General features: G+C 73.3%; 14 protein-coding genes and 1 pseudogene. 6 read left to right on the top strand and 9 right to left on the bottom strand.

Annotated elements, in window-relative coordinates; genetic code table 11:
- Window positions 1–157: 157 nt before the first annotated feature.
- Window positions 158–439: a hypothetical protein gene (locus CP973_RS40165; RefSeq protein WP_167538496.1), complete on the top strand. Its 282-nt coding sequence runs from the start codon at window positions 158–160 to the stop codon at window positions 437–439.
- The gene (locus CP973_RS23335; RefSeq protein ID WP_167538497.1) at window positions 436–2181 is read left to right on the top strand and encodes an RNA polymerase sigma factor; all 1746 of its coding nucleotides are present in this window, start codon (window positions 436–438) and stop codon (window positions 2179–2181) included. The genes CP973_RS40165 and CP973_RS23335 overlap by 4 nt, the downstream gene beginning before the upstream one ends.
- A gap of 163 nt (window positions 2182–2344) precedes the next feature.
- Here the strand turns inward: CP973_RS23335 and CP973_RS23340 are convergent, their stop codons facing one another.
- From CP973_RS23340 to CP973_RS23350, 3 genes are all read right to left on the bottom strand, one after another.
- Window positions 2345–2776: a hypothetical protein gene (locus CP973_RS23340; RefSeq protein WP_150244639.1), complete on the bottom strand. Its 432-nt coding sequence runs from the start codon at window positions 2774–2776 to the stop codon at window positions 2345–2347.
- Window positions 2777–3277: 501 nt separating this feature from the next.
- Window positions 3278–4801, bottom strand: a complete 1524-nt coding sequence (locus tag CP973_RS23345) for a chitinase (protein WP_150244642.1) — start codon at window positions 4799–4801, stop codon at window positions 3278–3280.
- Between the two features lie 498 nt (window positions 4802–5299).
- Window positions 5300–5785, bottom strand: a complete 486-nt coding sequence (locus CP973_RS23350; RefSeq protein ID WP_150244644.1) for a carboxymuconolactone decarboxylase family protein — start codon at window positions 5783–5785, stop codon at window positions 5300–5302.
- Window positions 5786–5958: 173 nt separating this feature from the next.
- Between CP973_RS23350 and CP973_RS23355 the strand changes: the two genes are divergently transcribed.
- Window positions 5959–6918: an RNA polymerase sigma-70 factor gene (locus CP973_RS23355; RefSeq protein WP_150244647.1), complete on the top strand. Its 960-nt coding sequence runs from the start codon at window positions 5959–5961 to the stop codon at window positions 6916–6918.
- A 262-nt stretch (window positions 6919–7180) separates the two neighbouring features.
- Here CP973_RS23355 and CP973_RS41085 read toward each other — a convergent pair whose 3' ends face one another.
- Both CP973_RS41085 and CP973_RS41090 read right to left on the bottom strand, forming a co-directional pair.
- Entirely contained in the window at window positions 7181–8788 is a 1608-nt protein-coding gene (locus tag CP973_RS41085; RefSeq protein ID WP_244409957.1) for a hypothetical protein, read from the bottom strand.
- A 316-nt stretch (window positions 8789–9104) separates the two neighbouring features.
- Window positions 9105–9503, bottom strand: a pseudogene (locus CP973_RS41090) (M48 family metalloprotease); the annotation flags it as partial.
- Here CP973_RS41090 and CP973_RS41095 point away from each other — a divergent pair.
- Window positions 9417–9806 (top strand): hypothetical protein, encoded by a 390-nt coding sequence (locus CP973_RS41095; protein WP_244409958.1) that lies wholly within the window; start codon window positions 9417–9419, stop codon window positions 9804–9806. The pseudogene CP973_RS41090 and the gene CP973_RS41095 overlap by 87 nt on opposite strands.
- Before the next feature lie 242 nt (window positions 9807–10048).
- On the opposite strand, the gene CP973_RS40500 is transcribed toward CP973_RS41095, so the two are convergent.
- Complete coding sequence (locus CP973_RS40500) at window positions 10049–10627, bottom strand: hypothetical protein (RefSeq protein WP_244409959.1); 579 nt, start codon at window positions 10625–10627, stop codon at window positions 10049–10051.
- Window positions 10628–10920: 293 nt separating this feature from the next.
- Here CP973_RS40500 and CP973_RS23375 point away from each other — a divergent pair, with 293 nt between their 5' ends.
- Window positions 10921–12267 (top strand): cytochrome P450, encoded by a 1347-nt coding sequence (locus CP973_RS23375; RefSeq protein WP_150244651.1) that lies wholly within the window; start codon window positions 10921–10923, stop codon window positions 12265–12267.
- Between the two features lie 27 nt (window positions 12268–12294).
- Here CP973_RS23375 and CP973_RS23380 read toward each other — a convergent pair whose 3' ends face one another.
- From CP973_RS23380 to CP973_RS23390, 3 genes are read right to left on the bottom strand one after another with little or no spacing between them, the layout of a single operon-like run.
- The gene (locus CP973_RS23380) at window positions 12295–13275 is read right to left on the bottom strand and encodes an ABC transporter substrate-binding protein (protein WP_150244653.1); all 981 of its coding nucleotides are present in this window, start codon (window positions 13273–13275) and stop codon (window positions 12295–12297) included.
- A 35-nt stretch (window positions 13276–13310) separates the two neighbouring features.
- Window positions 13311–14654, bottom strand: coding sequence for an enterochelin esterase (gene fes / locus CP973_RS23385; RefSeq protein WP_150244656.1), 1344 nt, complete (start codon window positions 14652–14654; stop codon window positions 13311–13313).
- Window positions 14654–15814 (bottom strand): nucleotide disphospho-sugar-binding domain-containing protein, encoded by a 1161-nt coding sequence (locus CP973_RS23390; protein ID WP_150250132.1) that lies wholly within the window; start codon window positions 15812–15814, stop codon window positions 14654–14656. The genes fes and CP973_RS23390 overlap by 1 nt, the downstream gene beginning before the upstream one ends.
- 143 nt (window positions 15815–15957) lie before the next feature.
- Here CP973_RS23390 and CP973_RS23395 point away from each other — a divergent pair, with 143 nt between their 5' ends.
- Window positions 15958–19611 carry an ABC transporter ATP-binding protein gene (locus CP973_RS23395; RefSeq protein WP_150244659.1) on the top strand — a complete coding sequence of 1218 codons (3654 nt, stop codon included), beginning with the start codon at window positions 15958–15960 and terminating at the stop codon, window positions 19609–19611.

The raw sequence follows: 19611 nt of genomic DNA on the forward strand, positions 1-19611 counted from the left end.
CGTTGGGCACGGCACCCACGACCGGCGCCTGACAGCCGGAGGGGGCGCCGCCGCCCCGTGCCGGAAAAATCTTCGGGGGAAGTGCCCCCAACGGCCCCCTCTGCGCGCCCTTCTCCTTCGACCGTCTCTCACCCTGAGCGTACGAAGGAGAAGGACCATGAAACGGAGGCTGGTGCCGGGCGCGGTGCGGGTGGCACTGCTGGGCCCGGTGATGGCCCTGGCGAACCTGTTGCTGCCCCCGGGCACACCCAGGGACCTGCTGGTGTTGTGCGCCGACGCCCTCGTCGGCGCACTCGCGTTCCGTCCGCGCCCCTCGCACTACCATGCGTACTGCGCGCCCGCCCGTGCGCCCCGCCCGTGGCGGATCGCCGAACGAGCCCGCGTGCGACGCTCGTGTTCCGGCCGCGGCTCGGAACAGACGGACGGGGTGAAGCAGTGACCGTACTCTCCGGCATCAGCGCACCGGTGGCCGACGCGGACGACGCCGCCCTGGTCAGGCGTTTCCAGTCCACCACCGACCGGCGGACCCGCAGCGCCCTCTTCGAGAGGCTCTACGCGACCCACCGTCAACGCCTGTACGGCTTCTGCCTCAAACGCCTGCTTCCCGACCGGGACGCCGCGCGCGAAGCCTTACAGGAAACCTTCCTCACGGCCTGGGCGGAGCTGGAGAACCTGGAACACCCGGAGGCCCTGGAGGCCTGGCTCCACCGGATCGCCTGGCGGCGCTGCGCCCAGCAGCGGCGGAAGCGGGACCGGGCCACCGGGGCCCCGTTGGACGGCTGGGAGGAGACCACAGGCCGGAAGACGGCCCGCCGGCAGCGGCAGATCGCCGCGGACGACGCCGACTTCGCGGCCCGGCGCCACCGCGCCCTGACGCTCATCAGGAACATCGCGGTGGCACAGGGTCCCGGCAGGCAGCGCTTCCACGACCTGTACGTCGGCGAGGAACTGACCGGCGACGCGCTGGCACACCGGCTCGGGCGCGCCACCGGAGCCACCAAGGAGGACAACGAGGCGCTGCGGAAGGCGTTCAGGTCCAATGTGCTGGCCAAGGATCCGCGCAACCGGGAGGCGTGCGGCCGGCTGGCGGAGATCCTGACGTCAGCGGTGGCGTACTGGACCGCACAGGCCGCGGCCGCCGAGAAAGCGGGGCGCCCCGCGGCAGCCGACCGGGCGCGGCGCACCAAGGACGCTCTGGAGCGCTTCCTCGCCGACCCGGACCGCGACAGCACCACAGCCCTGCCGGACGCCGTGTGCCGCACCGTCACCCGGCACACGGGCCAGTGCCTCACCTGTGGGGGCAACGCCAAGCGCAGCGTCGCCCGCTGGTTCCCGGCGGTCGCGCCCTTCGCGTTCACCGATGTGGTCATGGACGCGGTGCGGGACAGGTTCGACCTGGTGTCCGCGAGCCGCCCCGCCGACGGCGGGGCCGTGACGGAGGTCAAGGGCGGGCGGAGCAGCCGGTCCGGCAGCGGGCCCGGTGGCCGGTCCGGAGGTTCGTCCGGCCGCCCGGGCCGACCGGGCAACGCGCCGGGCCTCGGGCGCCGCATCACGGTGAACAGCCTGGTGGCGCTCGCGCTGAGCCTCGGTGTCGTGTACGGAAGCGGCGGCGCCGAGATCCCGATGGCGCAGGTGCCCTGGAGTTCTCCGGCTTCGTCGGGGGCCTCGTCGGGAGAGCACCGCGGCGCTCCCCCGGCGTCCGGTGGCGCCCCGTCAGGCCGTGCGCCCGCCGACCGTACGGGTCCGGAGCGCGCCGCCCCCGCGCCGTCGAACGGCTCAGCCGCCACGAGCCCGGCCACCCGGCCCGCCCCGAGGACGGAGACGGCAGAGACGGCGCACCGGTCCAGCGGCCCCGCGGACAGCTCCCCGCCCCCGACACCGACACCGACACCGACACCGACACCGACACCGACACAAGCCTCCACCGAGGAACAGGCTGTGGACGAGAAGCCCGCGGGCACCCAGCCGTCCGAACAACTCCCGGCAAACCCGGGTTCAAACCCTGCCCCTGCCCCTAACCCGAACCCAGGTACCGGGAGCACGGATACGCAGGCGTCCACGTCCCGGTCGACGTCCCAGTCGTCTTCGTCCAGCCCGTCCGCCACCGGCCCCTTCGTCCAGCGCCCCTCCGCCTACGAGGGCTCTCTCGTCCGGTCGACCACCACCGACGAGCCCGGGTAGCAACTCCGCCGGAAGCCACCTTCCGGGGCCGGGCGGCGTCGCCGTCGAAGGTGGCGGTCCGGCCCGCTTCGGCGGTGTGGTCGGGCAGATAGTCGGCGGTGACCGTGCGGATGGCATACGGCACACATAGGGGTTGTGTGACGGTTGTTGCGCGGCATGGCGTTCATGGGCGAGGAGTAGCAGGCTGATGCGGAATGACAACCGCGAAGGAGCTGACATGCCAAGCACGTTCGGCGACAACGGTGACGAAGCCACTCGCCGTCGGAAGGCGGATGACGAGTGGTGGGCTCGCCGCCGGAGGGAGGAGGAAGAGGAGGAGAAGAGGCGGGCTCAGCAGTCGGCGGATGATGACGCTCAGCGCCAGCGCCAGCAGCAGGATTCGGCGTACGCTGATCAGCAGCGGTATGAGGCTGAGCAGCAGTATGCAGCGCAGGTCGCAGCAGACGCTGCCCAACAGCAGCAAGCAGCACAGGCAGCAGCAGACGCACAAGCCGCAGCAGACGCACAGGCAGCGGCAGACGCTGCTCAGCAGCAGTGGTAGCAGGGCGGACTCGAACCGCCTTTTACCGCCCCCGCCGACGACGAGCGTGGCCACGTTGGCCTCTTTCGCGTGGACGGTCGCCGGTGTGTCGAAGTGGTCGAAAGCCTTCAGCCCGTCCTGGGTAAAAGACGATGCGGCCGGTCTCCCTGGGCCTTTCGACGCGGGGTGCGTGCAGGGCGGTGCTGGCGGTGTGGGAGTCGGACTCGGGATTGCTCACATGGACAGTGGTGGTGAGGTGGTGAGGAAGTGCTTCTGCCCGCTGGGGGAGATCGCCACCAGGGTATAGGTACTGCCACGACTCGGAGCGTCGCGGCGCTCGGCTTCCACCGGGATTGCCCCGCCGGATCCTTCTCGTCTCTTCCGCGCCAAGTCGGCCAGGCCGCTCGCATCCGACCAGCCCACGGAACCTGACCCATGGTGGCACATTGGCAGCAGAGCGGTGCACGGGCGCTATCCACGGTCGGTGGTCGCAGTCGGCCGGCCCGGAGAGGACGAACCCGGCCCCGATGGCGGAACCGGGCCGTGTACCCCGACCGTTGACAGCCGACACGTACGTCAGCAGGAGCCGATGTCCTGCCAGACGCCCCATTCGCCGGTGCTGCCGGGCTCCTCGCCCGTCGTCCACCACTTGGCCTTCCAGGTGTGGCCCTTGTGCGACACCTGCTGACCGGCGGTGTAGACGGTGCCGGCGGCCCAGGGCGCGGCCGTGCACCGGCCGCCGCTGCCGCCGGTGATGGTCAGGGTGTACGTCGCCGTGTGGCTGCCAGCGGGTCCGGTGCCGGTGACGGTGACGCGGTGGGTGCCGGACTCCGCCGCGGCGGTCGTCGCGAGGGTCAGGGTGGCGGAGCCGCCCGCCGTGACGGAGTCCGGGCTGAGCGCGGCGGTGACGCCCGCGGGGACACCGCTGACGGTCAGATTCACCTTCTGCGCCTCGCCCGCGGTCACCGCGGTCCGCACCGTGGTGGTGGCCGTACCGCCGGCGGTCACCGACCCCGCGGCGGGTTCCGCCGTCACCGAGAAGTCGTTCTGCGGGGTGCTGGAGCCGCTGGTGAAGGGCGCGAAGATACGGGTGAAGTCCCACGTCTGCTGCTCGATGCCGGAGCAGTTGTCCGAGGCCGGGCCGCCGGGGCAGCCGCCGTTGTCGCGCTGGAGCGCCCAGAACGACAGGGTGTTGATCTTCTTGGCGGTGGCCCAGGCGTAGACCTGACGCGCGTTGGCCAGGGTGAAGGTCTCGGCCGGGCCGAAGTCGTCGACACCGGGCATCTCGGTGACGCCGATCATGCCCCAGAGCTGGGCGTCGCTCTTGTCCGGGTAGAGGCGCGCTAGGTGGTCGTGCAGGCCCTGGGCGGCGGTCTCGGTGTCCTTCGCCATGTCGTGGGCGGCGTTGTCGTAGTAGTCGAACGTCATCAGGTTGACCACGTCGACGCGGGTGCCGTTGCTCACCGCGTTCCGCAGCAGCGCGACTCCGTTGGCCGCCGGGCCGCGCGTGGTCGTCGGCAGGGTGTAGGAGATCTCCAGCTTTCGGCCGTTGGCCGCCGCCCAGTCCTGGACGAGCTTGACGGCCTTGTTGCGCCGGTCGATGCCCGCGGTGTTGTCCAGCGCGTCGACCTCGATGTCCATGTCGAGGCGGCTGATGTCGTAGGTGGTGATGACCTTCTCGTACGCGGCGGCGATCTGCTGGACGTCGGTGCAGCTGTCGGCGATCTCGGTACCGGTGGTGTCCGCGGTGTACCCGCCGAACGACGGGATGACGTCGCCGCCCCTGGCCTGGATGGACTTGATGTCGGCGCCGAAGGTGGCCGGGGAGATCGGCATGCTGGTGCTGCCGTTCCACAGCGGTGTGCAGGAACCCTTCCGGGCCGTCTGGATGAAGGCCATCGTCAGGTGCTTGGCACCCGACTCGGCGGCCATCGCGGCGGGGCTCTGGCCGGTCCATGCCTCGAAGTAGGGGGCGAAGACGTGGGCCGGGAGGGGCGTCGCGGCCGACGCTCCGCCGGCACCGGTCACGGCGAGGCCGAGCGCCGCGACCGCGGTGACGGCGGCGGTGAACGCCGCGCGCAGGGAGGGGATGCGTCTCATGGGTGTTGTGTCCAACCGACGAGGGGGATGACCACGGGTCCCGTACCGACGACGGGACCGGCCCGTACGGATGACGGAGCCGGAAAGAAATTCCCGCACGGACAGGAGCATGTCAATGGTCTGGACCAAGATGGGACTAGACCAATCTCCCCGGGCCGGCGGCCGCCTCCGCGCGGAGAGCGGTGGCGCAGGCGCCGGCCCTGACCATCCATGGCGACGCCGTCGCCTCAGCTCCCATCGGCCGGTGCGGGCGCCTCCTGGCCCAACTGGTGCCGGACACCGCCTATCAGGCGTACGCCGGAGCAGAACACGGCATCTTCATCTCGCACGCCGAAGGCCTCATCCCCGATCTGCTGGACTTCACCGCGGCCCCTTCCTCCCGAAGGCGTCGCTTTCCGATCGCACGGGGAGAATCGCACACCCCCGCCCGCACCCCGGCCCGGCCCGTAACCGATCGGATCCGGGCCGGGCCGCGGTGCGGTGCGGTGCGCCTGCCGGTCAGTCCGTCAGCCCGGCGAACATGCCGGGCTCATAGGAGCCGCCCTTCTGGTGCACGATCACGGCGAGCCGGTTGGCCGCGTTGACCAGGGCGACCAGGGAGACCAGCGCGGCGATCCGGTCGTCGTCGTAGTGCTTGCGCACCTGGTCCCAGGTCTCGTCGGAAACGCCCTGGTGGGCGTCGGCGAGCCGGGTGCCCTCCTCGGCGAGCGCCAGCGCGGCCCGCTCGGCCTCGGTGAACACGGTGGCCTCGCGCCAGACGGCGACCAGGCTGAGCCGTACCGCGGTCTCACCGGCGGCCGCGGCCTCCTTGGTGTGCGCGTCCACGCACCAGCCGCAGCCGTTGATCTGGCTGACGCGCAGCGCCACCAGTTCCTGCGTGGACTTCGCCAGCGGCGACCGGTGGACCACCAGGCCGGTGTTGGCGAACCGCTTGGCGAACTTGGCGGCGAGCTCGTTCTCGAACAGGTTGAACCGGGCGTCCATGATGTCGTCCTCACTCGTGGCTTCGAACCGAACACCCACCAGATGCCGGCGCGCCGCTCCTTGTGACAGCACGGCCGTGTGACGCGCGCCACCGCACTCCGGTGTCACAGAACCGCGGGGACCGGCGTCTTGTGCGCGTAACGCAATCGAGAACGGACAGACAGGAGCAAGCGGTGGCCAGCGAGCCCGGCAAAGGCGCGGACCAACACGGCGAGGGCGAAGCGAACCCGGCCGGGCGGCCCTCAGGCGGCGGGGAGGTGGACCCCGCCACCGAGGCCTTCATCGCCCACCGGAACCTGCTGTTCACCGTCGCCTACGAGATGCTCGGTTCGGCCGCCGACGCCGAGGACGTCCTGCAGGAGACCTGGCTGCGGTGGACCGGAGTGGATCTCGACTCGGTACGGGAACAGCGTGCGTACCTGGTCCGGATCACCACCCGCCAGGCGTTGGGCCGGCTGCGTACGCTCGGCCGCCGCAAGGAGTCCTACGTCGGCTCCTGGCTGCCCGAGCCGCTGCTCACCACGCCGGACGTGGCCGAGGACGTCGAACTGGCGGACAGCGTGTCGACGGCGATGCTCCTCGTGCTGGAGACGCTCGCGCCGACCGAGCGGGCGGTGTTCGTGCTGCGTGAGGTGTTCGCCCTCGGATACGACGAGATCGCCGAAGCCGTCGGCAAGAGCCCGGCCACGGTCCGCCAGATCGCCCACCGGGCCCGGGCCCACGTCGCGGCCCGCCGGCCACGCGGCGCCGTGTCCCCGGCCGAGGCCCAGGGCGCGCTGGAGGCGTTCCGGCGGGCGGTCGAAACGGGCGACCTCCAGGGCCTGTGCGACCTGCTCGCACCGGATGTCGTCCTCCTGGGCGACGGCGGCGGTATCCGGCAGGCCGTCCTGCGGCCGATCGTCGGGGCCGACAAGGTGGCCCGCCTGCTGGCCGCCGGACTGGGCAAGATGGCCGCGGGGTCACTGCGGCCGGCCCAGGTCAACGGCCACCCGGCGCTGGTCCTCCGGCTGGACGACGAGATCGACACGGTCGTGACGGTACGCGTCGACAACGGCCTGATCACCGGGCTCTACGCCGTACGCAACCCCGAAAAGCTCTCGCACATGCACCAGGAGACCGCCCTGCGCCGCTGAGCCCCGGCCCCGGCGGGCCGATGCGGCCGGCGTGCCCTCCGCCGCCGTCTCCGTGACCGGCCAGCCGTGGGTGAGGTGGACCAGTGCGTGGGAGTGCGGGGCGAGGTGGAAGCCGTGCGGAATCCAGCCGCCGCCGTGGGGTGTCTTCGGCGCTCGCGGCGACGGTCGGCGGGTTTCCGGCACCGGGCGTCCGCCTACCGGCCGAAGGCACTGGTCCCGGTGGCTTTTCCGGTGGAGCTGAGTCCGTACCCGCTCCGCCGTCTCACTTCCCGTGTGTGTCGGCTGCTTGGTAGATGCTCCGGTACGCGTTGCCGATGTCCCGCATTCCTTCGCTGATTTCGTTGAGGGAGGTGGTGAAGAGCCGTTCGCGCTCCGCGGGTGTTCGGGGTGGGCTGCCCTTGGGCGGGACCGAGACCGTTCGGCAGTTCCGGGCTCCGTGGCGCAACCGGCTCAGCGCCTCCGACCATGGTCCTTGCAGGTCCTGTACGGGTACCGGGAAATAGCCCGCAGCCTCTGCGGCCCGTTCGTCCAAGGCGCCGCACAGACGGTTGAACGTCTTCTCGTCCGCGTCGACCTTTCCGTTCGCGTGCCGTTTCTTCGCGGCGGTCCTCAGGATTTCGGTGTTGAGGGCCAGCACGGCGCGGGTGATCCGCTGTGCGTGCACGGCGCCGCCGTTGTTCAGCCAGGACCAGGTCTGCCAGGAACGCAGCTTGGACGACTCGGAATTCGGCGGGGTGCGGTCCGGCTCGTTCCCGCCCGGATGCCTGCCCGGTTGCTTGCCCGGTTGTTTGGCCGGTTCGGTCGACTCCTGGAGGAGCCGGGACGCCATGGCCGAGGAGGCCGGTGACGCGTTCGTCGCGACAGCGGCCAAGAACACGGCGGGTGCGCCGAGGGCCAGGACCGTACCTGCTCTGAGGAATATCGAGGCCCTGCGTGCCGGCACGTCCGCCGCAAGGGCCGGGACGGGGACATCCGCCCGGGCGGAACCGCCCACGGCCGCCCGCCGTCCCCGCACCCTCCCCCTTGCCCGCGCCCGCATGCGCACCCGCCGGACCGCTTCCGCCGCCCCCATCCCCACCAAGGCAGCACAGCCCGCCCCCAGGACAGTGCTGATGAAAGTGAGCAGGACGACCGTGCGACCGACGCGCAAGCCGTTCCCGGCATGCCACTGGCAGCCGTCGAACACCGTGTTCAGCGGGCCGAGACAGCCGTCGGCCGCGTACAGGAGGAAGACGCCCGCGTACGCCGTCAGCTGGGTGACCTGCGCGGCGATCAGTGCCCGTACCAGTTGGTGCCGCCGGGAGAACGCCGCCACGAGTGCGGCGGTCAGCAGACTGGCCGCCATGACCGCCACGATCGTCCACCACATATGGACGACGAGGAAGGGGCCGGCCCGTTCCTTGGGCGTGCCGGGCCGCTGGAGGTGGAACATGAACGACGCCAGGGCCACGCCCGCCCAGGCCATGAGCCCGCCCGCGAGACCGGCGCCCAGCGTCCGGCGCACCCGTGGGCGCGTGCCCGCGCGCTGGAGGAGCAGGAGCACCAGCGGTACGAGCCACATCAGGATCGCCGCGGCGCCGGCCGGCCGTTCCCGGTGCAACGGCGTGATCAGCGCCATCCCCCAGGAGAGGCCCGACAGGTCCATGGTGTAGTCGTGCCAGAAGCCGGGGACGGTCCTGGCGTAGAACCCGGCCAGTCCCCCGCCGATGTCGCCGCCGCCCAGCGCGATGCGCCTGCCGCCCAGTTCCCACCACCACAGACCGCTCCACAGCACCGCGGCGGTCACGGCCGCGCAGAGCACCGCGGCCGCCCGGCGCTGCACCCGCTTGGGCAGGCCGAGGCACAGGCGCAGGGTCTGCGACCACCACACCGTGGGGACGGCCGCGATGGCCAGGAACGCCAGCAGGTACTGCGGTTGTGGCAGGAACCAGTCGACGCGGTAGCGCCCGCTTTCGACCAGCTCGCCGACGAGCAGTCCACAGCCCAGCCAGAGTCCGGCGGCCGCGCCGGAGCCGGCGCGCGCCCAGGAAGGTGAGCGTCCCGAGCGAGCTGACCAGCAGTGCCGCCGAGGCGCCGGTCAGGAACATCTCCAGCGGGCTGACCCGGGCGAGGCGGCCGGTGTCGGCAAGCACCCGTCGGCGTTCCGCCCAGCCCGGGTGGGTGCGCAGCGGCGCGGTCAAGCGGTACAGCAGGGGTGTCACGGACGCGGTACCGGGCGGATCGGGCCGGTTCCAGGTCGCGGGGTGGGCACCCCATTCGACCGCCTGGATGTCGGCGTAGAGCTCGCGCCGCCGCAGCAGGTCGGCCCGGGCCAGGTGGACCAGCCCGGCGAGCAGCAGCCCGGACCCGACGGACGCGAAGATCACGTTCGCGGCGTCGGGCCACCACGGTGAGTCGGTGCCGGACAGGGCGAGGACGGTGGTCCAGGCGTCCACCGCGAACGTGGGCAGCAGGGCGAACAGGACGAAGACCCGCCACAGGGCCGTACTGGCATAGGCGTGATCCACGTCGCGGTGGTGCACGTGGGCGAGTTCGTGGAGGACCACGGCGCGGAAGCCCTCGGGGTCGGTGCCGCGCCGCGCCAAGAGGCCCGCGTGCAGGCAGACGGTGTACCTTCCGGTACGGCCGTAGACGGCGGCCCCGGACGTCATCCGGGCCGGGTCGACACGGAAGCGCAGGGCCGAGCGGATTCCGGTGCGCTCGTGCAGCGCGGCCAGCTCCGCGCCCAGCGTGCCGTCGGCGTCGACCTCGCCGACCGCCACGGTGCGGCGCCGACGGTCGCGTACCGCGGGCAGGAACCAGTACACCAGCGCGGCCAGGACGAACAGCGCCAGGGTCGCGAGCAGTCCCGGGTAGGGCCGTTCGGCGTGTTCCGCGAGGCACTGTGACAGGAGCCCGCCCCGTCGCATGGTCGCCAGGAGGTTGTCCAGGTCACCGCGCGTCGGGTCGAAACCCGCTGCGTACAGGCAGCCCATGGTGCCGCGCAGCTGGGACGCGCCCTTGTCGTCCCGGTCCCGGACGTTCGACAGGAGGATGTTGAAGGTGGGGACGCTCGACGCCGTCACCAGCACCATCAGCAACGCGAAGCGGGCCCCGGTTCCGGTGACGCTCCTGGGCGCGGTGAACGCTCTCATGAGGCGCCGGGTGGTCGGCGGGTGCCGGGGGTGGTGGGCGCGGTGGGGTCGGTAAGGGCGGTGGGACCACTGAGGGCGGTGGGGGTGGCCGGTCCGTCGGCCGCCGCCGGCTGTTCCCCGCCGGCCATGGCGATCCGCGCCACGACGCCGTCCGCGAGGGCCTCCGCCTCCCGGCGGTCGATGCCGCGCTCGGCCGCCCGCTCCAGGATCTGTCGCCGTACGAGTGCCAGCTCGGCGGGCTCCAGCCCGGCCGGCACCCGGTCGGGAGCGGCCGGCGTCCGGGTCCGCGTCCGGCGCAACAGTCTGCGCATCCCCGCCCGGCCGCGCGCCGTCACGTTCTCCATGGCCGCGTCGACGGTACGGCGGGCCGCCTGGTCGAGGACCAGCCAGACCACGGGCGTGACCAGCGCGGTCAGTTCCGCGTATCCGAAGCCGAGCGGTTCGCGCCGCCGTCCCCGGCCGGTGAGGACGCGGATGACCCGCTCGTCGTCCAGCTTCCGCAGGCTGTCGACGAGCGGCAGTTCGTGTGCCGCGTGCTCCGCCACCACTTCGCGCACCAGATCACGTACGTACACGGTGAGCAACCCCCGATACCCAGCAGTCAGTTGAGACCATTGGAGCAGCACTTCACCACAGGGGAAACAGGGTGCGTGGGAACCGGTTCCTCCGGGGCCGGGCCGCGACCGTGGGCAGGGAGGGGCGCCGTTCACGGGCCTCGTCCTTGTGTTTCCCGTTCAATGGGTCCTTGTGTCTCCCCTTACTGGAGACACAACCGCCGCGCACACTGGAACCGACGCTGGTCGCCCGGCACGTAACGGCGGACTGCAGCGCCTCGGCGTGAAGCTGCCTGTCAGCTAGGAGGCGAGACGTGGGCACGCGCATCCCTGGTCCCGAGCCCCGGGCGGACGGTGGGTTGGGCGCCGTCGCGGCGGCGGGTGGGCTGCACCGGTATCAGTTGCAGTTGCATGCCGCATATGGCCCCGTGGTGCGGTTTCAGCTGCCGGGCGCGGACATGGCGGTGTCGGTGGCGGATCCGGTGTTGTTGGAGGCCACGGCACATATCGACAAGCGGCCGGAGCGGTTGTTCGAGTTTCTGGCGCCGCTGTGCGAGGCGGGCAATTTGCAGGTGTTACCGGCCGAGGAGCACACCCCGTGGCGTCGGCTGCTGTTGTCGGTGCTGGCCGGGCGGCCCTCGCACGAACGGCACTTCGGGCGGTTCACCGAGCTGGTGACTTCGCTCGCGGACCGGTGGGCCGGGCAGGGCGGGCACGAGCCGGTCGCGTTGCAGAAGGATCTGACCGAGCTGTCGTTGCGGATGATCGGTGCGTACGCGTTGGGAGGCGAAGCGGCGGATCCGGAGAAGGTGGTCGCGGCGTTCGAGGAGGTGCTCACCGAGTATCTGGGGCGGCTCTATCAAGTGCCCGTGCCGGGTACGGAGGAGGAGCGCGCCCGGCGGGCGGAGCAGGCCCTCGCTTCTCTGCGGGCGACGGTCGACCGGGTGGTGGCGGCGCACCGGCCCGGCAGCGGTACGGATGCCGACCGGAGCGATCTGATCGGGGCGCTCGTGGCGGCCGGGGAGAGCGCGGCGCGGATCCGCGACACCGTGATGATGACGATGCTGGCCGCGCACCACACGACCGGGGTGGCCGTCTCGTGGACCCTGCATCTGCTGGGGCGCCATCCCGAGGCGGCCGGACGCGTCGCGGAGGAGCTGGACCGCGTGCTCGGCGACCGCGCGGTGCCCGAGTACGCCGACCTGCGGCGCCTCACGTATCTGGGCATGGTCCTGAAGGAGGCCATGCGGCTGTTCCCGCCCGGGCCGTACGGTGCGCGGGAGACGACCGAGGCGCTGGTCCTGGGCGACCACGAGGTCCCGGCCGGGACGGTGATCTTCTATCCGTTCTGGGCCGTCCACCTGAACCCCGACCACTGGCCCGAGTCCGAAAAGTTCGTACCCGAGCGGTTCCTGCCGGACGAGGTGGCCAAGCGGCCGAGGCTGGCGTACATCCCGTTCGGGTTCGGGCCGCGCAGCTGTGAGGGTGCCGGTCTGGCCACGGTCGAGGCCGAACTGGTCCTGGCCGTCCTGCTCAGGCGCTTCCGCTTCCGGCCCGTGCCGGGGCACGAGGTGACGCCGGTCGAACGGTTCGTGCTGTGGGCGGCCGACGACATCCGTATGTTCGTCAGCCCTCGGGAGGCGGGGGCGGGGAGGCCGTGAGCCCGTACTCCCCCGCCCCCACCCGGCTCAGCTCTTCTTCGCCAGCGCCTTCTCGACGTCGGTGAGGACCGCCTGTGCCGCGAGCGGGCCGCCCGAGCTGTTCCAGGCGGAGCCGTCGATCACCACGACGTGGTGCTTCTCGACGGCCTTGAGCTTGGTGAAGTTCGGTACGGCGGTGGCCTCCCTGAGTGCCTTGTCGCCCGCGGCCCGGTCGCCGAGCGCGCCGAGGAAGAGCCAGTCGCCGTCGACGGTGTCCAGGCGCTCCAGGCTCACCGGTTCGCTGTGGCCGGAGCTGGCGCCCTGCTGGCCCTCGGGCCGCTTGAGGCCGAGGGCGGCGAGGGTGTCGCCGACGTGGCCCTTGCCCTTGCCGACGACCGAGGGCGCGCCGTTCTGCCAGCGGATGACGCTGGCGACCGCCCCGGCGTTGGGGCCGAGCCCGTCCTTCACTCTCTTCAGGCGGCTGTCGAAGGTGGTGAGCCACTTCTCGCCGTCCGCCTTCCTGCCGAGGGCGTCGGCGGTCGCGGTGAAGGCGTCCCGCCAGGGGGCGTTCAGCTTGGCGGTGAGCACGGTGGGGGCGATCCGGCGGAGCTTGTCCTGTACGCGCTTGGCGCCCACCGTCTCGTCGAGCAGGATCAGGTCCGGCCGCAGGGCGGCGAGCTTGTCCAGGTCGGGTTCGGCGGTGTTGGCGACGATCTCGGCGGACTCGGCCCGGGGGGCGAGGTAGCCGGCCACGCCGGACTGGCCGCGGCCGCTGGTGGCGCCGATCGGCCGGGTGCCCAGGGCGAGCGCGGCGTCGAGGGTGGGCTCGCTGAGCGTGACCACCTTCTTGGGGGCGGCGGGCACCCGCACCTTCTGGCCGTTGGCGTCGGTGACGGTACGGGTGCCGGAGCCGCCCGCCTTGCCGTCGGCGCCGTCCTTGCCACCGCCGCCTCCGTCCCCGCAGCCGGCGAGGGTCAGGGCGCCGGCCAGGGCGGCGGCGAGCAGGGCGGCGGGGCGGCGGTAACGCATCGGGGGTGCTCCTCGGGTGTGCGGAAGGGGGGTGGTCAGCGGGATCCGGTAGCCGGCGGGGGTTCGGTGGGCGCGGGTGGGGCGCCCGGCCCGAGAAGGGCGATCAGCCCCTGGGCCAGGGCGATGGACCAGCAGGCATAGTCGTGGCCGCCGTTGAAGTCGGCGCCGGTGACGGTGTGGCCGCCGGCGCGGAGCGTCCGGCGCAGGTCACGGGTCTGTTCGAGCATGCCCCACTCGTGGAGCCCCACGTCCAGGTGCACGCGCAGCGCACGCGGCGCGCCTTCGGCGTAGCGCCGGGTGATCCACGCCGTCTCCCCGGCCTGTTCGCCCGGCGGGTGCCACCACAGGGAGGCGGACTGGGCCAGGACGTTGCCGAAGCGGTGCGGCGCGGCGTACCCGGCGTACAGGGCGGTGAGCCCGCCCAGGCTCTGCCCCGCGACGACCGTGCGCGCCGGGTCCGTACCGACCGGCAGGTGTCCGGCCGCCCAGGGCAGCAGCTCCCCGGCGAGGAAGTCGACGTACGCGGGGCGGCCGCCGAACTCGCGGGCGCGGGTGGCGTTGTCGACGGCGTGCGGGGCGAGCACCGTCAGCGGCGGGATCGCGCCGTCGGCGATCAGGCCGTCGAGGATGTCTTCCAGGCGCAGCTGGCCGAACCACATGTCGCCGTCCAGGAGGACGAGGGTGTGCCCGTCGGCGCGGTCCCTGTCCGGCGTGACCGGCTCGTACGTCCACACCTCGCGCTCCGTGCCGAGCGCCGCGCTGGGCATCCGGTGGCGCCGGACCGTACCGCGCGGGGTGCCGGGACGGGGAGGGTGCGGCCAGGGGCGGGCCGGGGCGTGCGGGAGTTCGAAGACGGAGCCGGGCGGGCCGTGCCAGCGGGTGGCGACGGTGTGCGGGTTGAGGGGGTCGCGGACGCCGGTGGCGGCCAGTCGGCCGAGGTCACCGGGCGGCCGCCCTTCGGTGTCGGGGGCGATGCGGTACGAGCCGCGGTGGTCGGTGCGCAGGCGGTAGGTCAGGTGCCACACGTCCGTGCCGGGCAGGTGCCGCATCAGGCTCGTGGTGAGGTCGGTACGGTCCATCAGCCGGTTGACCAGCAGCAGCACCTGACGGGTCGCGGGGTCGCCGCGCCACAGGAAGGTGACGGCGCGGTGCTCGGGGTCGCCGTCGAGCGGTTCGGTCAGCGGGGTGCCGGCGGCCGCCGCCTCGGCCCAGAACCGGGCCAGCTCGGCGGCGTGCGCGCGGGGCGAGCCGGCCGCGGCCAGTTCGGCGGCCAGGCGGGTCAGCCGCGGGCTCTGCGCGGTCTCGGCCGGGTGGGGGCGGGGCGTTCGGGGCGGGGTGGCCGGGGAGGCGGCGGGGGCGCCGCCGTTCGTGCGGGTCATCAGGGCGCTCCGTGCGCGAGGGCCAGCTCCACCAGCCGGTGCGCCGTGTCCGCCGGGCTGGGCATGGCGGCCATCTCCTCGGCCGTCTCGCGGGCGGCCGTGGCCAGCGTCTCGTCCTCCAGGAGCCGCCGGACCAGCTCGCGTCCGGGGCGGTCGGGGCCCGCGAGGGCGGACGGGTCCGCCGGGACGAGGCCGCAGCCGCGGGCCTGGACCGCCGCCGCGTTGGCCGGCCGGTCGGCGCCCTCGCCGAGGACGAGCTGCGGCAGGCCGGAGTCCAGGGCGGTGAGGGTGGTGCCGGCGCCGCCGTGGTGGATGGTGGCGTCGCTGCCGGCGAGCAGCGCGCCGAGCGGTGTCCACTCCACGGGGCGTACGTTCTCGGGCAGCGGCCCGAGCCCGGACAGGTCGGCGCCGCCGAGCGCGAGCACGAACTCGGCGTCGGTGACGCGCGCGGCGTCGATGACCCACTCGATGGGCGAGACGCCGTCCACGACCGGGCGGACGGTGCCGAGGGTGACCGCGATCCGGGGGCGTTTGCGCTGGTCGAAGAGCCAGTGGGGCAGTTCGCCGCCGCCGTTGTACGGGATGTACCGCAGATGGCGGCGGTGCGGTTCGACGGTGACGCTCATTCCGGGCGGGGTCACGTCGAGCCAGGCGGCGATCGGCGCGGGCCCGGCCAGGCCGTGGCGGGCGTACCCGTCGGCGAGGGCGTCGTTCATCATCGCGACGTGCCGGCCGGTGTGGCCGAAGCCGACCGCGTGCAGGACCGAGGGGATGCCGAGGGCGGCGGCCACGAGCTGCCCGGCGACGCCGTTGGGGGTGTGGACGACGAGGTGGGGCCGCCAGTGGCGGGCGATGCCGACCATGGTGTCGGCCATCTCGTCGCTGAAGAAGGAGAAGCCCTTGCCCTTGGGCGGGGTGTTCCGCTCCCCCGGGGCCGGCGGCTTGCCGCGGCGGTTCTTCTCCATGGCGGTGTACAGGGCGTCGGGGTCGGTGCCGGGCGCGCAGTCGACGGCCGGGAGTCCGGCCGCGGCGGCGTGGCCGACGGCCCGTCCGCAGGTGGCGACGAGGACCTCGTGGCCCGCGGCGCGGAACGCCTGGGCCAGCGGAACCATCGGGTAGAGCAGCCCGAAGAAGGGCGGCCCGGCGAACAGGACACGCATCGACAACCTGCTTTCCTCCCCGACGGGCCGTCAGGAGGCCCGCGGGGTACGGGTGGTGTGGCGAGGGGCGGGGAACGTCGGGTGTGGGACAGGTCACGCAACCAGGGTGGCGACCCGTACTAAGGTAAGCCTAAGCTAACCACGTGCTCAGCAGATCAACAACGCCCCCCGGCTGGCTGCGCAGGCTCGGCGCCGCGTGCCGCCACCACCCCCGACTGCTCTTCGCGGTCGCCGTGAGTTCCGTGTGCGGCACGGGCCTTGAGGCGATCGGACCGCTCCTGGCCCGGCTCGGTGTCGACGACGCCGTGGCCGGGCACACCGGCCGCATCGGCTGGCTGGCCGCCGCCATGGCGGGGCTGGCCCTGGTCCAGTTCGGTGCCGAGTTCACCCGCCGGTACGCCGCCGGAAAACTCGCCCTCGGTGTCCAGCACCGGCTGCGTACCGAGGTGTTCGACTCCCTCCAGCGCCTGGACGGCGTCAAACAGGACGCGCTGCGCACCGGCCAGGTGGTCTCGCGCGCCAACAGCGATCTGACGCAGGTGCAGATCATGCTCGGGATGCTGCCGATCCCGCTGGGCACCTCGGCCCTCTTCCTCGTCGCCGTCGGCGCGATGCTGTGGCTGTGCGCCCCGCTCGCCCTGGTCGCGCTGACCGTGGTGCCCGCCACCGCGTGGGCCGCCGCCCGCAGCCGGGCCCGGCTCGTCCCCGCCACCCGCGACGCGCAGGCGGGCGCGGCGCACCTCGCCGAACAGGTCGAGGAGGCCGTCACCGGCGTCCGGGTGGTGAAGGGGTTCGGCCAGGAGGACCGCGAGGTCGGGCGGCTGGCCCGGGCCGCCCGCGGCCTGTTCGGGCGGCGGATGCGGGTGGCCCGTATCCAGGCCGGAGCCACCGCCACGCTCTCGGCGCTGCCCGCGCTCGGCCAGGTCGGTGTCCTCGCCCTCGGCGGGTGGCTGGCGCTGCGCGGCACCATCGGCCCCGGCACCTTCCTCGCCTTCGCCGCCTACCTGGCGCTGCTGGCCGGACCGGCCCGGCTGTTCGCGAGCTTCCTGGTCACCGCGCAGCAGGCGCGCTCCGCCGCCGAGCGGGTCTACGAACTCATCGACGCCCGGCCCGACATCACCGAACCGGCCGACCCGGTCGCGCTGCCCGCCGGACCGGCCGGCCTGGAACTGCGCGACGTGCGCTTCGGCTACGCGCCCAGCGACCCGGTGCTCGACGGCCTGTCCCTGACCGTCCGGCCCGGCGAGACGCTGGCCCTGGTCGGCCCGTCGGGCTCCGGCAAATCCACCGTGTCGCTGCTGCTCCCCCGCTTCTACGACCCGCAGGCCGGCTCCGTGCGCGTGGGCCCGCCCGGCGCGGCCGTCGACGTACGCGACCTGTCGCTCGCGGAGCTGCGCTCCACCCTCGGCGTGGTCTTCGAAGAGCCCTTCCTGTTCTCCTGCTCGGTCCGCGACAACATCGCCTACGGCCGGCCGGACGCCACCGACGCGCAGGTCAGGGCGGCGGCCGAGGCCGCCGAGGCGCACGGGTTCATCGAGGCGCTGCCGGACGGCTACGCCACCGAGGTCGGCGAGCGCGGCCTGACCCTCTCCGGCGGGCAGCGCCAGCGCGTGGTGCTGGCCCGGGCCCTGCTGGCCGACCCGCGGGTGCTGGTCCTGGACGACGCGACCTCCGCCGTGGACGCCGGTACGGAGGCCGCCATCCACCGCACCCTGCGCGCCGTCACCGGCGACCGTACGACCCTGCTGATCGCACACCGCCGCTCCACCCTCCGGCTCGCCGACCGCATCGCCGTCCTGGACGAGGGCCGCGTGGTGGACACCGGCACCCAGGAGGAGCTGACCGGGCGCTGCCCGCTGTTCCGCGAACTGCTGGCCGGGCCCGGCGACTCCCTCGACGTACGCGTCACCGCCGCCCCGCACACCACGGACCAGGGCGTCACTCCGGAGCTGTGGCCGGAGCCCCCGACCGGTGCGGCCCCGGACGCCGCGATGGACGAGACCGCCGAGGACCCGCGCCTGGACGAGGCCCGGCTGCGCGCCCCCGACCCCGACGCCCGCTTCCGGCGGCTGCTCGCCCCGGTCCGCGCCGCGCTGCTGCTGGGCCTGCTGCTCGTCGTCGCCGACTCCCTCGCCTCCCTCGCGCTGCCGCTGCTCGTACGGCACGGGCTGGACGCCGGGGTGGGCGCGGGCGACGGCGCGGTGCTCGCCGCCACCGCCCTGATCGCGCTGCTCGTCGTCGCGGCGGGCTGGGGCGTGCTCACCTGCCAGGCGCGGGTCACCCGGCGGGCCGGGGAACGGGTGCTGTACGGACTGCGGGTGAAGACCTTCGCCCATCTCCAGCGACTCGGGCTCGACTTCTACGAGCGGGAGCGCGGCGGCCAGATCATGACCGCCATGGTCAACGACATCGACGCGCTCTCCGCCTTCCTCCAGACCCACCTGCTGACCTCCGTCGCCGCCCTGGCCACGCTGTGCGGCGCCGTGGCGGCGATGCTCGCCGTGGACCTGCCGCTGGCCCTGACCGCGCTCGCCCTGGTCCCGCTGATCGCGGTGGCCACCGCCGTCTTCTGGCGGCTGTCCTCCGCGGCGTACACCGACGCGCGCAAGCGCATCGGCGAGGTCAACTCCAGCCTCCAGGAGAACGTCTCGGGGCTGCGCGTCGCCCAGGCCCAGACCCGCGAGGGCGAGACGGCCGAGGCGTTCGGCAAGCTCTCCGAGAACTACCGCACCGCCCGGCTGCGGGCCCAGCGCTACGCCGCCGTGTACTTCCCGTGCGTCAACCTCACCGCCGAACTCGCCAAGGCCGCCGTGCTGCTGGCCGGTGCCCACCGCGTCGCGGACGGTGGCCTCAGCCCCGGCGTCCTGGTCGCCTTCACCCTGTTCCTCGGCATGTTCTTCTCACCCATCCAGCAGCTGTCGCTCGCCTTCGACAGCTACCAGCAGGCGTCGGTCAGCCTGCGCCGCACCCTCGCCCTGCTGCGCGTGACGCCTTCCGTGCGGCCCGCCGCCGAGCCGGAGCCCGTACCGGACCGGCTGCGCGGCGCGATCGAGCTGCGCGAGGTCACCCACCGCTACCCGGGCGCCGAGCGGCCCTCGCTGGACCGGGTGAGCCTGCGCGTCGCGCCCGGCGAGACGGTCGCGCTGGTCGGCGCGACCGGGGCCGGGAAGTCCACCGTCGTCAAGCTCCTCGCCCGCTTCCACGACGCCACCGAGGGCCGGGTCCTGGTCGACGGCACGGACGTCCGCGCCTACGACCCGCCCGCCTACCGGCGGCGGCTCGGCGTCGTCCCCCAGGAGGCCCACCTGTTCACCGGCGACATCGCCGGCAACGTCCGCTACGGCCGCCCGGAGGCCACCGACCGGGAGGTCGAGGAGGCCGTCCGGGCGGTGGGCGCGCTGCCCGCGGTCGCCGCCCAGCCGTACGGCTTCCGCCAGCCCGTCGGCGAGCGCGGGCAGCACCTGTCGGCCGGGCAACGCCAGCTGATCGCGCTGGCCCGCGCCCACCTCGTGGACCCCGGGCTGCTGCTGCTCGACGAGGCCACCGCAGCCCTCGACCCGGCCACCGAGCGCGCGGTGCTCGACGCCGGGGACCGCCTGGCCACCGGGCGTACCACCGTCCTGGTCGCGCACCGCCTGGCCACCGCCGCCCGGGCCGACCGGATCGTCGTCCTGGACGGCGGGCGGATCGCCGAGGAAGGCACCCACCAGCAGCTCCTCGCCGCCGACGGCCCGTACGCCCGGCTGTGGCACCACCACTCGTCCGCCGAACCCGCGCCCCTCACCCCGCAAGGATGA

This window comes from Streptomyces albofaciens JCM 4342, assembly GCF_008634025.1.
GTDB lineage: Bacteria > Actinomycetota > Actinomycetes > Streptomycetales > Streptomycetaceae > Streptomyces > Streptomyces albofaciens.